The organism is Shewanella sp. P1-14-1, assembly GCF_001401775.1.
Taxonomy (GTDB): domain Bacteria; phylum Pseudomonadota; class Gammaproteobacteria; order Enterobacterales; family Shewanellaceae; genus Shewanella; species Shewanella japonica.
Genome location: NZ_LKTL01000007.1, coordinates 64,201 through 81,439, shown reverse-complemented (window position 1 = coordinate 81,439; position 17,239 = coordinate 64,201). Strand labels below are relative to the sequence as shown.

The following is a 17,239-nucleotide window of genomic DNA, read 5'->3' as shown; positions in this document are numbered from 1 at the left end:
TTCTTATGCACGTTAATTTTAAGGAGAGCTGATGCTCTCCTTTTTTAATGATTATGGTATCTTAATAGCTTAAGGCAATAGACAATGCCGGTAATGTTTAATGGAATCATCATGATAAATCAAAAATGGTTAACAACGTTTTTAAAGTTAGCCGAAACAGGTCACTTTACACAAACTGCTGACAAATTGTTTATGACTCAACCTGGTGTTAGTCAGCATATTCAGAAGTTAGAAAATCAACTTAATACGCAGTTGATCCAGCGTTTTGGTAAACGTTTCGAACTCACCGATGCCGGAATGCAATTGCAGAAATATGGTGAACAGCTATTAAAGCAACAAGAGCAATTATTAAGTGATATACAGCTTGATTCAGCATTTATCGGGGAGTGCAGGTTTGCTTGTTCAGGCTCACTAGCCATGTGGCTTTATCCAGACTTTATTGATTACCAGTTATTACATCCTCAACTACATGTTTCCATTGAAGCTGCGCCGAATAAACGCATTGTTGAACAAGTGCTAAACAATGACATAGAAATTGGCATCGTTACTCAATTTGTGTCAAATTCAGAGCTTGAAGTCACGCCAGTTGGGTTTGAGAAGTTGCTCATGGTGTTACCTAAGTCTGTTGATGCCGATGACTTATCTTTTGAGACGTTATTATCATTAGGCTTGGTTTCACATCCAGATGCTAAGCATTATTTACAGCAAGTGATGAGCTGTAATTTTGATGATTATTCAGCAGATGATATACCGTTAACCAGTTACGTTAATCAGTTAAATCAAATATTGATGCCTATAACAAAAGGGCTAGGATTTACTGTATTACCTGAATTTGCAGTAAACAGTGTTTATGAGCAAGGTAATATTACCGTGGCTAATTTGCCAAAGGTCGTAAAAGAGCCTTTATTTATGATCCGCAAAAAACACCGGCCACAACCCAAAAGGTATGACTGGTTTATTAATAGAATTAAAACCTTGGTAAAAAGCTAAAGCATAACTGTTTTACAAGGATTATGTTTTAAGGATGGAATCTAAAGCAGGGTTAATATCAGGGTACTGATAATGAAAACCACTTTCTAATGTCCTTTTGGGTATCACAAATTGGCCTTCAACAATTAAGTCTGCCATTTCACCCATGGCTAATCTTAAAGCCAAAACCGGTGTTGGGATTATTGCGGGTCTGCCTAAACTCTGGCCGATAGAGTGTGCAAATTGTTTATGGCTTATAGGGTTTGGTGCTGTGGCATTAAACACCCCTTTGGCTGATTTCGTCGACATTAAATGCCATATCAGTGCGGTTAAGTCATCGATATGGATCCAGCTTACACCATGTACTCCTTTACCAATTGGCCCCCCCAGCCCAAGTTTAAATGGCGGTAGCATTTTGGCTAAGGCCCCACCGTTTTTGCCCAAGACGATACCTATTCTAAGGACACAAACTCGAGTTGATTCAGATTGTGCTTGTAAGGCTAAATGTTCCCATTCATTGCACACTTGGTGGCTAAACTCGTCGTGAGCTTTGCTATGCTCATCAACAGCCGTTGAACCCTGCCTGCCATAATAGCCAATCGCTGATGCACTAATGAAACATTCTGGTGGCGTATCACTTTGTTTAATAAGATGACTTAGTTTAGCGGTAATATTCCAGCGACTATTACAAATTTTTTGTTTTTGCTGGTGGCTCCAACGCTTACCGACAATGGGCTCACCGGCAAGATTAATGACACAATCAATTTCATTTAGATGTTGAAGGCTGTCTAGGTTATTGAGGTATTGGTGGTTGTTGCCTAATATGTTTTTAGCATTCTGACTGTTTCGGGTAATAATGGTGAGCTGATGGGATTCAGAACTTTGGCTCAATAGTTTCACTAATTGTTGCCCAACAAACCCTGTTGCTCCAGTCATTAATATGTTCATATACTCACCATTACCTGTCGTGTAGATTTACATTGATAGTTAACTAATCTGTTATTCAGGCTATAGTTAATTTAGCGCAAAAAAAAGCAGACCTTATAGATATTTACGACTTTATCAAGCTCCTAGATCAAACATATTTTCATTGAATATTTAGCTTTGGTACAGCTTGAGTTTGATAATCTATTTTTATCCATTGGATTAATTAGCTTTCATTTATTCATATCCTGATAAAGCATAATGAGTATAATGCTAAGTAATTATAATTAAGCCAGTTTACTGGTTAAACCTTATTCAATTAAGCTGTGTTATTGATTTTGAACGAGATGGAACTAAGCATTATTTTCATGTTTAGTCGTTTTTGTAGCGCAGCAAACTGATGATCCAACTTCACCATCAATACTGACAATAGAAAGGATTTACATTATGAGTGGCGGTAACTCTTCATCAATGGCATTGCGCGGCTTTGCTGTTATGGCTTGCCTCGTGGTCATTTTAGCAGGCATAAAAACAGCTAGTCCTATTGTGGTTCCGTTTGTACTGTCGGCATTTTTAGCGGTAATTTGTAATCCAGCAATCAACTTTATGACGCAATATAAAGTGCCTAAATGGCTTTCGGTCATTTTATTAATGATATTTATTGTATTAATGGGGTTGTGGTTAGCCAGCTTAGTCGGCAGTTCGATAAATGAATTCTCAAATCAAATGCCAATGTACCGTCAACAACTTATTGAGCAGTTTTCATGGGTACTTGAAAAACTTAATGCGTTAAATATCAATATTTCTAAAGATAAAGTGCTGGAGTATTTTGATCCAGGTATGGCATTAAGCATGACAACGAATATGCTGTCAGGGCTTGGTAATGTTATGGCTAACTTATTCTTAATTATTTTGACCGTTATCTTTATGTTGTTTGAAGCTCAGTCATTACCGAAGAAGTTTCATTTAGCGGTTGATGATCCTGATATGCGCTTAAAACAGATTGATAAGTTCCTGCATTCAGTTAATCAGTATATGGTCATCAAAACCTTAGTCAGTATTGGCACCGGTATTATTGTTGGTATTGGATTAAGCATTATCGGCGTTGATTACGCGTTATTGTGGGCAGTGCTGGCTTTTCTATTAAATTACATTCCAAATATCGGCTCAATCATTGCTGCTATTCCTGCAGTGTTACTCGCCTTTATCCAAATCGGCCCAGGTGCTGCTGGGATGACAGCTTTATTATATTTGGGCACGAATACCGTTATGGGTAATGTGGTTGAACCTCGCTTTATGGGGCGTGGTTTAGGCTTATCAACTTTAGTGGTTTTCTTGTCATTGATATTCTGGGGGTGGCTATTAGGCTCAGTCGGTATGTTGCTGTCCGTTCCACTGACCATGATTGTAAAAATCGCACTTGAGTCGAGTGAAAGTGGCAAATGGTTTGCTATTTTATTATCCGATGTTGATTCAGACGAAGATAATCAGCCGCAAATTGATATTGACTCATCAGATAAGCTTACATCCGAGCCAATTGGTAAAGCATAAAGGCTTACTTTTTAGGTAGAGACCGGACTTTAAAGGCAATGCGTATGCGAATAATACGTGTTGCATCTAAATACAGTAAAAGAAATTAATAGTGATAATGAAGATAAATTCAGTAGAAGACTTTCCGCTTACTCAAGCGTTAGCACAAGCGCAACTTAGCGATGAGTTATGCCGTATTTTTCACGGTAGAGGTGGCCGTTTTGAAGGTCTAGAGCACTTATGCTTAGATTGGTTTAATCCTGTTTTATTGTTAACTAGCTTTAAAGAGTTAAATGAAACTAACCGTAATGAGCTAATTGAATGCATTACTCTGGTATGGCAGAAATACCATAGTGATCTTGCGTTTAATTTAGTATTTCAATATCGCAACGCTGGCCAAACGATAACGGAAGTTGTTGCAGGTAAAGTGCCAGAAAAACATGTTGTCACTGAAAATGGTGCTCAATTTTTAGTGCATTTATTAAGAGGCCAAAATCACGGAATCTTCCTTGATATGGCTAACGGACGACGCTGGGTAAAGACACAAAGTAAAGATAAAAAAGTATTGAATTTATTTGCATATACTTGTGCTTTTTCTGTTGTGGCTTTACAGGGGGGAGCGACTGACGTTGTTAATATGGACATGAGTAAAGGTGCTTTAAGTATTGGTAAACAGAATCATTTATTGAATGGTTTTGATTCGGGGGCACGTTACTTAGGTCATGACATTTTTAGATCGTGGGGAAAACTGACTAAATTAGGCCCTTATGATTTAATTATTGCAGATCCGCCAAGTAATCAAAAAGGCAGTTTTGTAGCAACTAAAGATTATGTAAGGCTTTTACGCCGTTTACCTGAACTGCTAGCCAAAAACGGCGAAGTATTGCTTTGTTTGAATGCGCCTGAATTAGGATGCGATTTTTTAATGGAGCAAGTATCTGAAACGGCGCCTTCATTACAATTTATCGAGCGTCTAGATAACCCGACTATTTTTGCTGATATTGATGAGCAAAAATCCCTTAAAGTTTTACGCTATAAATTAGTGTAAACGGACTTTGATTAATGACAATTGAATATTCATTCAGTTGTCATTGATTCTTTTGTATTCATTTATGCTGATTAAAGCACCTTCAAATCTTTTTACGTGATGTAAATATCATTATCTGAATGCCTTTCACCTGTCATTTTAATTACATCGAAATACTATTAACAAGTTGATAACTTTATGTGTAGCAGCTATATATACTAAAGTGCTAAACAATGTGTAAAACGTAAACTGGCATTTAACAACGCTAACATCATCTTTCCGTTTAATTATTTTGGTCAATATAAACCTATGCAGGTCAATGTTTGGTGAATTTTATGATCTAGATCAACTTAAATTCGTTTTACCAATTTGTGAGTATATAGTTTAGTCATTGATTAAAGATAAAATTCTTCCGAATCATGATCAGTAACAACTAGGTTACATATCTTTCATTTGAAACCTCTGCTGGAGGCTCCATGAGTACAGATCCACAAAGCGAAAAAAGCTTAGAGTTGAAAATCTTTATTTTCCTAACGGTTTTTTTAGCGCCTATTTTATCGGCACTTTTAGTCAGTGCACTTGGCTTTACCATTTGGTTTAGTCAAATCCTTTCAGGCCCGCCAGGTGCCGGTTAGTCTTTAATTAATAACAAAAAATAATAGAGAATGAGTGCTAATGAGCAAAAAAGAAATCCATGTAACCAGTTTGATTGTGCAAGTTCAACCAGAGCAAATGGCTGAAGTTCGCCAAAAAATTATGGCGATGGAAAATGCTGAATTGTCAGTAAACAATGAGATGAAAATTGTCGTGGTAATTGAAGGACCGACTCAGCGTTCTTTAATGGATGATATCTCGACCATTAACGCAATCCCTGGTGTGTTAAGTGCCACTATGGTTTATCACCAAAGCGAAGAGCTAGAAGAGGGTGAAGAATGAGTATGAACAGACGTGAGTTTATGAAAGCCAATGCCGCGATTGCCGCTGCTGGCGTTGCTGGAATGGCTTTACCTGCGACAGCAAGTAATTTAATAACGAGTTCTGAGCAAACAAAGTTAGAGTGGAATAAAGCGCCATGTCGTTTTTGTGGTACGGGCTGTTCAGTCATTGTTGCTACTAGAGACGGTAAGGTGGTTGCTACTCATGGTGATGCTAAAAGTGAAGTTAACCGTGGCTTAAACTGTATTAAAGGTTATTTCTTATCGAAAATTATGTATGGCCGCGATCGTCTGCAGACGCCAATGCTGCGTATGACAAATGGTCAATATGATAAGAATGGCGAGTTCACACCAGTAAGCTGGGATACCGCTTTCGATACCATGGCTGAAAAATGGAAAAAGACCATTAAAGCTAAAGGGCCAACCGCTGTGGGCATGTTCGGTTCCGGTCAGTGGACAGTTTGGGAAGGTTACGCAGCAGTTAAGCTTATGAAAGCTGGCTTTGGGTCAAACAATATTGACCCGAATGCGCGTCACTGTATGGCATCTGCTGTAGGTGGTTTCATGCGTACCTTTGGTATTGATGAACCAATGGGGTGTTACGATGATATGGAAGCGGCTGATGCATTCGTATTATGGGGCTCAAACATGGCTGAGATGCATCCTATTCTTTGGACTCGTGTGACAGATAGACGTCTAAGCGCTCCCCATGTGAAAGTTGCTGTTCTGTCTACCTTTGAGCATAGATCATTTGATTTAGCTGATTTGCCTATTGTGTTTACTCCGCAAACCGATTTGGCCATTCTTAACTTTGTTGCTAACTACATTATTCAAAACGGCAAAGTGAACCAAGACTTTATCAATAAACACGTTAATTTCCGAAAAGGTGAAACGGATATTGGTTATGGTTTACGTGCATCTCATCCACTGCAAAAGAAAGCTAAAAACGTCGATACAGCAGGTGATTCAACTCCAATTGATTTTGCAGAGTTTGCTAAGTTTGTTGCAGATTATGATGTTGAAAGTGTCAGTAAGCTATCCGGTGTGCCAGAGCACAAGTTAATTGAGCTAGCCGAGCTGTATGCCGACCCTAAAAAGAAGGTTACATCATTCTGGACCATGGGCTTTAACCAACATACTCGTGGTGTGTGGTGTAATAACTTAATCTACAACATTCACTTACTGGTCGGAAAAATTTCAACCCCAGGTAACAGTCCTTTCTCATTGACTGGTCAACCTTCTGCGTGTGGTACTGCACGTGAAGTGGGTACTTTCTCACATCGTTTACCTGCTGACATGGTGGTCACAAATCCTAAGCATCGTAAACTTGCTGAAGACATTTGGAATATTCCAAGCGGGATTATTCCGCCTAAACCTGGCTATCACGCAGTTGAGCAAAATCGTCGTCTTAAAGATGGTGATTTAAATTGCTACTGGGTGCAAGTGAACAACAACATGCAGGCTGCAGCCAACATGAATGAAGAAGGGCTACCAGGTTATCGTAATCCTGAAAACTTCATCGTTGTATCGGATGCTTATCCAACTGTGACAACCCAAGCTGCTGATTTGATATTGCCTTCAGCAATGTGGGTTGAAAAAGAAGGTGCTTACGGTAACGCTGAACGACGTACTCAGTTTTGGCATCAAATGGTACAAGCACCGGGTGAGTCGATGTCTGACTTATGGCAGTTAATGGAGTTCTCAAAACGCTTTACGACTGATGAAGTATGGTCAAAAGACGTGCTTGCTGCTAACCCTCAATATAAGGGTAAAACATTGTTCGAAGTCTTGTTCCAAAATGGCAATGTTGAGAAGTTCCCATTAAGCGATACCGATCCTAAATACATGAACAATGAAGCAAAACATTTTGGTTTCTATGTTCAAAAAGGCTTGTTTGAAGAATACGCTGAATTTGGTCGTGGTCATGGACATGATTTAGCTGACTTTGATCGTTATCACGAAGAGCATGGTTTACGTTGGCCTGTTGTTGACGGCAAAGAAACCAAATGGCGTTATCGTGAAGGTGCGGATCCCTATGTTAAGGCAGGTAAAGGGTTCGAGTTTTATGGTAAGCCTGATGGCAAAGCTATTATCTTTGCATTACCTTATGAGCCCGCACCAGAGATGCCAGATGAAGAGTTTGATATTTGGCTATCGACCGGTCGTGTTCTAGAGCATTGGCATTCAGGCTCTATGACTCAGCGTGTCCCTGAACTTTACAAAGCCTTCCCTGATGCAGTGTGTTTTATGCATCCTGATGATGCTAAGAAGCGTGGGTTACGTCGAGGTGATGAAGTTAAAGTGATTTCTCGCCGTGGTGAAATTAAGACTCGTGTTGAAACCAGAGGTCGTAATAAGCCACCAATGGGCTTAGTGTTTGTTCCTTGGTTTGATGCTAGCCAGCTCATTAATAAAGTAACGCTTGATGCGACAGATCCATTGTCAAAGCAAACAGACTTTAAGAAATGTGCGGTTAAGATTGTCAAAGCTTAAGGAGAATGACCATGAAAACACGTAACGTTTTATCAGTAATTGTCTTGTTGGGTCTTTCTTTTAGCTCATTAGCTGAAACTGCACCAATACCAGAAGATAAAGTTGCTACTTTGCGCCTTGCCCCAATTGATGTTGAGCCAACACCTCCTGCTATGCAGAAGGTGATTAACTCTGATGTTAAGCAAGTGCGTAATTACCCAATGCAACCTCCGATCATTCCACATCGTATTGACGGTTACCAGATTGATTTGAAGGTCAACAAATGTATGCAATGTCATGCTAGGAATAGCACAGGACATTCCCAAGCACCTATGGTGAGTGTGACGCATTACATGGATAGAGAAAATAACTTCTTGGCATCTTTATCGCCTCGTCGTTACTACTGTACCCAGTGTCATGTATCGCAATTAGATGCCAAGTTATTGGTAGAAAATGATTTCATTGATGTAAAACATTTAATGAAAAACGCTGCTAAGAACGAGCACTAGGAGCAAGTATGATTGCAAAACTACTAGAAAATCTTAAAGTGATTTGGAAGGTTATTCGCCGTCCAAGTGTTCACTATAGTCTTGGTTTTCTGACTCTTGGTGGCTTCGTTGCTGGTGTTATTTTCTGGGGTGGTTTTAATACGGCGTTATCGGTATCAAATACTGAAGCTTTCTGTATTAGCTGCCATGAAATGGAAAATAACGTCTATGAAGAGTTGAAAACAACCATTCATTTCACTAACCGTAGTGGTGTACGTGCGACGTGCCCTGACTGTCACGTCCCTCATAACTGGACGGATAAAATTGCCCGTAAAATGCAGGCTTCTAAGGAAGTTTGGGGTAAAGTTTTTGGTACGATAAACACTCGGGAAAAATTTGAAGCTAAGCGAAGAGAGCTAGCTGAGCATGAATGGGATCGTTTAAAAGCTAACGATTCACTAGAGTGTCGTAACTGTCATAACTTTGATTATATGGACTTTACTCGTCAGTCTAAGCGTGCGTCAGCAATGCATTCAACGTCATTAGCCAGTGGTGAAAAAACCTGTATTGATTGTCATAAAGGGATTGCTCACCAATTGCCTGACATGGCTGGAGTTGAAGGGTTTTAATGATTATTTGATTTGAATAAATCATTAAATTCACTAATAAAGGTCAGCATATGCTGGCCTTTTTATTTGGTTAACGTATATTAAATATATTAATGATTCAGTTGTAATTGCAGTCGTAGTTGTAGTTAATCACACCTTCTATTTTTGACATCAATAACTGAAGAGGAAGCATGCAAAGAAACATTTCTCGATCCTCCTTTAAATGGTTAATTAGCCTGTTGGGTTTATTAGCTCTGATGTCAATTACCCCTTTGTATGCTGAGTCTCAAGTAAACCTATTAGCGTTAATTGAGGGGACAGAAGAAAAACCTGTTACCCCTGTTCAACTTCAGACTGACTTATCTGAGCTAACAAGCAATACTGCCAGTAGTCATGTTGCAAATGACACGCTGAACTTTAAATCTCTCACTTGGCTCGAATCTGAGTTTCAACCATCAACATTATCAATCGAACAGCAAAAACGAGAATTATTGTGGTTTAGAGATACTGCTGCGCCGTTTAAGGGCAAGACAATACGTGTCATCTCAGAACGTATTAAAACTCATCAATATGAATCTAACGTATTAGCAAAAGCGTTTTATGACATTACGGGTATTCATGTCATCCATGAGTTAACTAATGAAGATGACGTGATTAAGAAGCTATCTGCTCAGCTAATGACTGGTCAGCGTTTGTATGATGCCTATATCAGTGACAGTGACTTAATTGGTAGTCATTTCCGACAGCAAAATATTAAGTCTGTCACTGAATTAATGAACGATCACGCTGCGAAGTATACTCTGCCGACTCTTGCACTGAATGATTTCATTGGGCTGGCATTTACCACAGGCCCTGATGGTAAAATTTATCAATTACCAGATCAGCAGTTTGCCAACTTATATTGGTACCGCAGTGACTGGTTTGCAGATCCAACTTATCAAGCATTATTCGAATCCAAATACGGTTATAAATTGGGTGTTCCACAAAATTGGCAGGCCTATGAAGATATTGCTCATTTTTTTACCCATGATATTCATTCTATTGATGGAGTGAAGGTTTATGGCCACATGGATTACGGTAAATCAGATCCATCTCTAGGTTGGCGTATGTCGGATGCGTGGCTTTCTATGGCAGGGGTGGGTGATAAAGGCCTGCCTAATGGATTACCTGTGGATGAGTGGGGGATCAGAGTTGAAGATTGCCATCCAGTTGGTGCAAGTATTGAACGAGGTGGCGCCCTAAATAGCCCAGCAGCTATTTATGCGGTCGAAAAATACAAAGATTGGTTAATAGAGTATGCACCACCTGAAGCGCAGCAATTGACGTTTTCAGAATCTGGAGATTGGGCGGCAAAAGGCAATATTGCTCAACAAATATTTTGGTACACCGCATTTGTATCTGATTTCACCCAAGCAGGTTTACCTGTGATGAATCAAGATGGCACGCCCAAATGGCGAGTTGCACCATCACCGGTAGGGAAGTATTGGCAACAAGGTATGAAGTCTGGCTATCAAGATACTGGAGCTTGGACATTTTTAAATCATACACCAAAAGAGCAACAACTCGCGGCGTGGTTATATGCGCAATTTGTTGTATCTAAAACGGTATCATTAAGAAAAACAATTGTTGGGTCAACACCAATCCGTCATTCAGATATTGATTCTGATTATATGACTGATAAGGCAAAGTATTTAGGCGGGCTCGTTGAGTTTTATCGTAGTCAAGCACGCAATGTGTGGACTCCAACGGGAACCAATGTACCTGATTATCCTGGGATGGCAGGTTACTGGTGGCAAGCCGTAAGCCACATTTTGACGGGCGAAGTCAGTGTTGCCCAAGGCATGAATAACTTAGCTGAAAAAATTGATGAGCATCTTATTAAGCTCCAATCAAGCAAGATGACATGTGGTCCTAAAGTGAACCCTAAAGTTTCACCTTCTTTCTGGCTAAATCAACCAGGCTCCCCGAAACCAGTCAAGGAAACGTCAGTAAAAGGTAAAACCTTACCGTTTGAGGAGGCAATCAATGTTTGGTAGAAAAACATGGGTTTTACTTTCATTATTGTTCTGTTTTCCTAAATGGGTCGAGGCAGAAGAGATTACCATTTATACCTATCAACACTTACCTTATGCAGAGCAAACCGATACTACTCATAAAGGTATGATTATAGAAATCATTGATGAATTATTCTCTCGGGCAGATATTGACTATAAGATTATTTTTAATCCTTTGAAAAGAGGATTGACCATGACGTCACGCAGCCAAGGTGTTTGTGTGTTACCCATTGATAGAACCCAGCAAAGAGAGAGTGAGTTTCGCTGGGTAGGACCAATATTAATTTCACGTTACGGTTTGTTTAGTGCCAAGGATAAATCCTTACCATTAATTACCTTACAAGATGCAAAACCCTATTCAATAGGCACCTTTTTAGGAAGTGGGATTGGAGAATACTTAACGTCTTTTGAATATCAAGTACAACTGACCAACGATGATAATCTCAATATTAAGAAGCTACAAAGAGATAGGATTCAACTTTGGGCATCTGAAATCATTAGTGCCAAAACCATTATGGATCAATCTAAAGTGCAATTGGGTGAGCCTGAATTGATTTTTTATACTGCACTGAGAGCTATGGCGTGTAATCGAGAGTTAGAAGAGTCAAAGCATGATGCATTAGTTGAGGCACTGAATTCAATGTATCAAGATGGTTTTATGGTGAGGATTAATGAAGACTACGGTGCTTCCTTGTAGGTAGGCTAATACAATATTTTAAAGTTTTAGCGATTGTATGTATAAGTGGATTTTCCAAAGTTTGCCATTAATTGCTGATGAAGGTTAACTTTTCTAACAGGTACTAGTAATAGCTCATGGTTTTGTTCAACAACTTCCATAGGTTGTATGGATAACTTTAATTTATCTGAATTACTTTCTGGTGAAAAAGAAATCTTATTACCTATGTTTGACCAAGTTCCTTGTGAATAACTTGTAACTCCAGCCACTCCTTCTATAGTAGATTCGTAGCGACCATTCTCATGTAAAATCAGGTTAGTTTGGTTGCCGAAACCATCATCGTTGAAGTATTGTCCAGCGACATTAGAAGTTGCGATATCACTGAAATGGTTATTAGAGCTGCATCCTGCTAGAGCCAACAACATAATCACACAGAGTTGTTTGAGCATTTGTTTATTCCTATTAATGTAATCTTATGTTTAATAATATGCTTTGAATGTGAAAATTTTACTACTAAAGTAGCAACCTCAATAATCTTATTACAGTACGTTTAAATCAACCCTTTTAGTCATTAATTTGACAATAATGTGATAATTGACGCAGATATATGACCAGTAATTACATAAATCAAAATTTTTAAAGGCCTATTATTAATAAATAACAATGGGATATCGGATGAATTGGTTGAACATTTCGGCATTAACCCATTAAGCGTAGTGTCACTGAACTTGAAATGATTGAGCACTAAAGTATTACTCTCATGTCCTTTTAGTCTATAAATTGTCTGCTTTCAAAACAACATTTCCATAACAAACTATACTTTGACTATTCAGCTAGCTCTCAACGGATGAGATATCCGCTGAAATATATTTGGGCTTTGTTTGGAGGTGACTATGTCGATGGTAAGTTCTAAAGACTTTGCTAATTGGCTTAAATTACAATTTGAGCAGTTGGAAACTGGGGTGAGTTTAACCCGCGAAGATATTAATCAATTAACTGGGAGACAAAATTTTTCTTTGGTGTTTGTTCACGATATACATTATGAGTTAATGCAGCATGGCATTGCCTTTGTGACTGATACCTATAGAGAACACTTTTACATGGTGAAAGTTCAAGAGAACCCATGGCGCGATGAATTGGAAAATGCTGGCCAACAGCAAACATTCTCCAATATTATTTCGATTAATATGTCCCGCTAACAGTTAATCAAATTAACGAATGGTATTAAGAGATGTTAACTGCGTTTCAATATTGCCAACGAGATAGTCGGTAAAATTTTCACCATGATTTTGCATCATTTTTGGAAACATTGAGATGGGTGTAGAACCAGGGAAGGTATTAATTTCATTTAATAAAATTTCACCGTCATCCGTTAAAAAGAAGTCAATTCTCGACAAATGACGTAACTTCATACCTGTAAATGCTTTTAAGGCGTATTCTCTGATCTTATCGATATTTTGTTGTGATAAATTTCCTGCAACTACATCAGTTCGAGCTTTGCTTGAAGCATTGTATTTTTCATCGAAAGTATAAAAAGTATTGTCGGCGCAAATAATTTCGCCTGGTAACGTGGCGATGACTTTACCTTGATATTCATATACTGCGACTTCTAACTCACGCGCTATGATGGTTTTTTCAACCACAACTGAAGGTGCAAAACTAAATGCATCTTTTAACACTTGTGCTATTTGCTCTTGGCTATCGACTTTGTAACACCCAACAGATGAGCCTTGGGAAGCTGCTTTTACAAACACTGAACCCCATTTAGATAGTGCTGCTTGGGTTTGCTCAATAGCTGATTGATTATAGTCATTCAAAAAAATGTATGGCGTGTTCGGGATGCCCAGTGCACTGAACCACATTTTGGCGGTGATTTTATTAAAACAATTACTCGATGCTTCTGACTCACAACCAAAGTAAGGTAATTGAATTAAGTTAAAATAAGATTGAATATCGCCTGTTTCACCAGGGAAACCATGAATACAAGGAATGACGTAATCCACTGCCCATGGCGCTTTGACATCATTATCAAATCGTACTTCACGCCGATTAGTTAATTCACAACTATTACCTTCACTATCAAAATAATGACCGTTGCTATCTAACTCAACTCTTAGCAGATTGATTTTATTAGATTGCAATAATGACGATTCAAAAAAGTTAGCCGATAACACAGATACATCATGTTCAGCGCTGCCACCACCGCAAATAAGGAGAACGTTAAAAGTCGTCATAATGCCTCGTGAAGAAAAAGTCGTTACCAGTTTAATAGGTTCATGATAATGAACTGGCAAGGTTCAACGCAAGAAAGGTTTGCGGTAACTGCTTATCTATTCATCAATAAGCATTATTAATTTTTAATCAAACTAATACGTTAAGTAAATTTACATAAAAAAGCCTTACTACTGTGAATAAGGCTTTATGTTTTTAAGCGATTAGTGTCGGTATATATTGTATTACCAGCCAATTAAGTAACGACTTTTTTTGCTGAGCACCTTTTTAAGGGCAACAGCAATAAAGTAAGAAATGAAGATAACGCCCATGGTCACAATCAAGGTTGTGAGAATGTTTCCTTGTCCATTAAAACCAAATAAGTCGGGACTTTCGTAAATCATCCACCAAGGTGTTGTGAGCCAAGGGTGAATAAAGTAAATCGCAAAACTGACTTCGGCGAGTTTTTGCAGTGGCTTAATACTGATATGTTCAAATTTATTTAAAATCGCCAAAATGACCAAGGTAAGTAGTATTTTTTGTGGCAACATTAAGTCCGGTACAGTGAACTCAAACGCGGCTTTATTTAATACCCCAGCACCAAACCAGTAGGCTTGACCGACAGCAAGCAAGATGGCTAATACCAACATCACTAACCAGTTTTTATCGATAAACGGAAATAGCTTATCTCGGTGTGCCGATCCCCAAACACCAAACAGATATACAGGTAAAAAGTAAAACAACGACTGAATTGCATTAAGGTTCGATTCGGGTCGATGAATAATCATCGCAATAATAAAGAGGGGAATCGCGACGATTAACAAATGCTGACGTTTAATCAAATGCATCACCCAAGGTGAAAGCGCAAATAGCATCATTCCCATAGGGATATACCAATAAGCAGTTAACGTTCTGCCTGTTATAACGTACCAACTTGCTGCTACGGCAGGTTTGTCTATATCGGCATATAAAACATGCAAAGCAGGATCTGTTCCTGCAGTTATGTGCCAAATAATCCAAGGTAAAGATAAAAGTAGATAAGGAACAAATACAAACTTGGTCTTGCTCTTCATGTATTTTTTATAGTCCCAGCGATGGTAAAACACGTGATGAAACAAAAAGCCTGAGATAAAGACAAAAAAGACTGTGCCATTCATCATCAAGTTGAACCATGCTTTATCCGCTAAAGTGTCTAATTGCCAACCTGCGGGGCGGTAACAATGTGCCATCACAATAAAAATAATCGCAATCCCGCGAAAATGATTAATGCTGTTTAAAAAGCCTTTTTTCTCCGCAGGGTTAACCTTAGGTGTTGCAGCATTAGTTTCCATATTAAGCCTTGATATTATTGTAATTAACTATCGCCCTCGACTGTATTCCTATTGTGCTTATATTGTTAATAAATGACAACATGCTTTCCCATTCTGTTTGAAGTTACTTTGTCTAACAACAAAATGTACTGATTAATTGACGTTTACGTTAGACTTTTGTCGACAATGTGTGGGTTTTATATTGAGTTTACAATCTAATAAGACTATATTGTCGACAATTGGTCATAATTTGACAGTAGAGTAACGATGACATTTTTCAACGAACACCCCATTACCGCAGCGGACAAAACTTTTTTTGAATTAAGAAAGGATATTGTTGAAGGTGAAATTGCTGCAGGCTCAAAGCTGAGTGAAACGGAATTGTCGACAAACTATCAAGTAAGCCGAGCTGTCATTCGTGAAGCGATTAATCGCTTAGAGTCATGTCATTTGGTTGAACGAAAAGCCAATGTAGGGGCTCGAGTTGTTGCATTGTCGCCAGAAGGATTACTTGAACTGTATCAAGTACGTGAATCGCTTGAAGGAATGGCTGCAAGACTTGCCGCAAAAAACATGACTGACGCAGAAATTGCCGACTTGAATGGTTTACTAAATCATCATTTCGACGAAGTTCAATCAGGCGAGTCTTACTATCAAGAAGCGGGAGACGTGGATTTCCACTATCGCATCATTCTAGGTAGCAAAAACAAGCATCTTATTTCAGTACTGATTGATGGTATGTACCACCTTATTCGTATGTATCGAGTGCAATTAGGCATGGCTGGGCCACGGGTGACAACAGCATTTGATGAGCATAAACATATCGTTAAAGCCATTGCGAACCGTGATGAAGAATTAGCTGAAATGCTGATGCGCCGACACATTATGTATTCAAAAGCCAATATCGAAAATAAGCTCGATAACGACAAGCAAAACAATCGCTAGAAAGTATCAATATTTGTGGGCTAAGACAGCCCAAGTACAAACAATAACAATAGAGAGGGAAATCATGAGTGCAGGTAAAAAGTTCCGTCAAGCTTTAGTTGACAATAAACCATTACAAATCGTCGGTACCATTAATGCTTATGCTGCCATGATGGCAAAACAAATTGGTCATCAAGCTATTTACCTATCTGGTGGCGGGGTTGCTAATGCATCATACGGTTTACCGGATTTAGGCATGACATCATTAAATGATGTGATAGTTGACGTACAACGAATCACCTCCGCGTGTGATTTACCTTTAATGGTCGACATCGATACGGGATGGGGTGGCGCATTTAATATTGCGAAAACTATCCGTGATATGGAGAAAGCCGGCGCCGCAGCCGTGCATATGGAAGACCAAGTGGCTCAAAAGCGCTGTGGTCATCGTCCAAATAAAGAGATTGTATCAACTGAAGAAATGGTCGACCGAATCAAGGCGGCAGTCGACGCTAGAACCGACCCAGATTTTTTCATCATGGCACGCACAGACTCGTTCGCCCAAGAGGGATTAGAGGCGGCGATTGAACGCGCAAAGGCTTATGTAGCAGCAGGCGCCGACGGTATTTTTGCTGAAGCGGTTAAGACCGAAGCGCATTATCGTGCTTTTTCTGAAGCACTAGATGTGCCTATTTTGGCCAATATTACTGAGTTTGGCCAAACAGAATTGTGGAATAAAGAGCAATTAGGCGAATGGGGCGCAGACATGGTGCTTTACCCATTAAGTGCATTCAGAGCGATGAATAAAGCAGCTGAAACAGTTTATAGCGCTATTTTGACTGATGGCGATCAGAAAGCGGTTGTCGACACGATGCAGACTCGTATGGATTTATACGATTACTTGGGTTATCACGATTACGAGCAAAAGTTAGATAGCTTATTTGCTGAAGGTAAAAACAAGTAATTTTACGCGTTTATCTTGACCTGTCAGAACGCAAGGTTTGCTTGAAAAATGTACAAATCTTGTTTTGGAACAAAGTAAGTTTCTGGTAAATAGATAAATTAGATAAAGCGGCTTAGCCCCTACAGATAACAATTAAAAACATAAAAG

Annotated in this window: 17 protein-coding genes; 13 read left to right on the top strand and 4 right to left on the bottom strand. The window is 39.0% G+C overall.

Going from position 1 to position 17,239, the window contains the following annotated elements; genetic code table 11:
- The first annotated feature begins 111 nt into the window (after window positions 1-111).
- The gene (locus AN944_RS06785) at window positions 112-990 is read left to right on the top strand and encodes a LysR family transcriptional regulator (RefSeq protein ID WP_055023933.1); all 879 of its coding nucleotides are present in this window, start codon (window positions 112-114) and stop codon (window positions 988-990) included.
- Between the two features lie 21 nt (window positions 991-1,011).
- Here AN944_RS06785 and AN944_RS06780 read toward each other — a convergent pair whose 3' ends face one another.
- Complete coding sequence (locus AN944_RS06780) at window positions 1,012-1,917, bottom strand: TIGR01777 family oxidoreductase (protein WP_055023846.1); 906 nt, start codon at window positions 1,915-1,917, stop codon at window positions 1,012-1,014.
- A 423-nt stretch (window positions 1,918-2,340) separates the two neighbouring features.
- On the opposite strand from AN944_RS06780, the gene AN944_RS06775 reads away from it, so the two are divergent.
- The 9 genes from AN944_RS06775 (at window position 2,341) to AN944_RS06735 (ending at window position 11,704) form a co-directional block, all read left to right on the top strand.
- A complete protein-coding gene (locus tag AN944_RS06775; RefSeq protein ID WP_055023845.1) occupies window positions 2,341-3,444 on the top strand; it encodes an AI-2E family transporter in 1,104 nt (367 codons plus the stop codon).
- Between the two features lie 97 nt (window positions 3,445-3,541).
- Window positions 3,542-4,471 carry a class I SAM-dependent methyltransferase gene (locus AN944_RS06770; protein WP_055023844.1) on the top strand — a complete coding sequence of 310 codons (930 nt, stop codon included), beginning with the start codon at window positions 3,542-3,544 and terminating at the stop codon, window positions 4,469-4,471.
- A 455-nt stretch (window positions 4,472-4,926) separates the two neighbouring features.
- On the top strand, window positions 4,927-5,085 hold the full coding sequence (locus tag AN944_RS06765; protein ID WP_055023843.1) for a periplasmic nitrate reductase, NapE protein: 159 nt from the start codon (window positions 4,927-4,929) through the stop codon (window positions 5,083-5,085).
- A 40-nt stretch (window positions 5,086-5,125) separates the two neighbouring features.
- A complete protein-coding gene (locus tag AN944_RS06760; RefSeq protein ID WP_055023842.1) occupies window positions 5,126-5,386 on the top strand; it encodes a chaperone NapD in 261 nt (86 codons plus the stop codon).
- A gap of 2 nt (window positions 5,387-5,388) precedes the next feature.
- Window positions 5,389-7,878: a nitrate reductase catalytic subunit NapA gene (napA, locus tag AN944_RS06755; protein WP_055023932.1), complete on the top strand. Its 2,490-nt coding sequence runs from the start codon at window positions 5,389-5,391 to the stop codon at window positions 7,876-7,878.
- A gap of 11 nt (window positions 7,879-7,889) precedes the next feature.
- The gene (locus tag AN944_RS06750) at window positions 7,890-8,366 is read left to right on the top strand and encodes a nitrate reductase cytochrome c-type subunit (protein WP_055023841.1); all 477 of its coding nucleotides are present in this window, start codon (window positions 7,890-7,892) and stop codon (window positions 8,364-8,366) included.
- Window positions 8,367-8,374: 8 nt separating this feature from the next.
- Window positions 8,375-8,974, top strand: coding sequence for a cytochrome c3 family protein (locus AN944_RS06745; protein ID WP_055023840.1), 600 nt, complete (start codon window positions 8,375-8,377; stop codon window positions 8,972-8,974).
- Window positions 8,975-9,144: 170 nt separating this feature from the next.
- Window positions 9,145-10,989 (top strand): ABC transporter substrate-binding protein, encoded by a 1,845-nt coding sequence (locus tag AN944_RS06740; RefSeq protein WP_055023839.1) that lies wholly within the window; start codon window positions 9,145-9,147, stop codon window positions 10,987-10,989.
- Window positions 10,979-11,704, top strand: a complete 726-nt coding sequence (locus tag AN944_RS06735) for an ABC transporter substrate-binding protein (protein ID WP_055023838.1) — start codon at window positions 10,979-10,981, stop codon at window positions 11,702-11,704. The genes AN944_RS06740 and AN944_RS06735 overlap by 11 nt, the downstream gene beginning before the upstream one ends.
- Before the next feature lie 26 nt (window positions 11,705-11,730).
- On the opposite strand, the gene AN944_RS06730 is transcribed toward AN944_RS06735, so the two are convergent.
- Complete coding sequence (locus tag AN944_RS06730) at window positions 11,731-12,132, bottom strand: hypothetical protein (RefSeq protein WP_055023837.1); 402 nt, start codon at window positions 12,130-12,132, stop codon at window positions 11,731-11,733.
- A 444-nt stretch (window positions 12,133-12,576) separates the two neighbouring features.
- Between AN944_RS06730 and AN944_RS06725 the strand changes: the two genes are divergently transcribed.
- Window positions 12,577-12,882: a hypothetical protein gene (locus AN944_RS06725; protein ID WP_055023836.1), complete on the top strand. Its 306-nt coding sequence runs from the start codon at window positions 12,577-12,579 to the stop codon at window positions 12,880-12,882.
- 12 nt (window positions 12,883-12,894) lie between these two features.
- Here the strand turns inward: AN944_RS06725 and AN944_RS06720 are convergent, their stop codons facing one another.
- Both AN944_RS06720 and AN944_RS06715 read right to left on the bottom strand, forming a co-directional pair.
- Window positions 12,895-13,917, bottom strand: coding sequence for a D-alanine--D-alanine ligase (locus tag AN944_RS06720; protein ID WP_055023835.1), 1,023 nt, complete (start codon window positions 13,915-13,917; stop codon window positions 12,895-12,897).
- Window positions 13,918-14,139: 222 nt separating this feature from the next.
- Window positions 14,140-15,225, bottom strand: a complete 1,086-nt coding sequence (locus AN944_RS06715) for an acyltransferase (RefSeq protein WP_055023834.1) — start codon at window positions 15,223-15,225, stop codon at window positions 14,140-14,142.
- Window positions 15,226-15,471: 246 nt separating this feature from the next.
- Between AN944_RS06715 and AN944_RS06710 the strand changes: the two genes are divergently transcribed.
- Together AN944_RS06710 and prpB are read left to right on the top strand one after the other, a co-directional pair.
- Window positions 15,472-16,149 carry a GntR family transcriptional regulator gene (locus tag AN944_RS06710; protein ID WP_055023833.1) on the top strand — a complete coding sequence of 226 codons (678 nt, stop codon included), beginning with the start codon at window positions 15,472-15,474 and terminating at the stop codon, window positions 16,147-16,149.
- A 64-nt stretch (window positions 16,150-16,213) separates the two neighbouring features.
- Window positions 16,214-17,092, top strand: a complete 879-nt coding sequence (gene prpB, locus AN944_RS06705; protein WP_055023832.1) for a methylisocitrate lyase — start codon at window positions 16,214-16,216, stop codon at window positions 17,090-17,092.
- Window positions 17,093-17,239 lie beyond the last annotated feature (147 nt).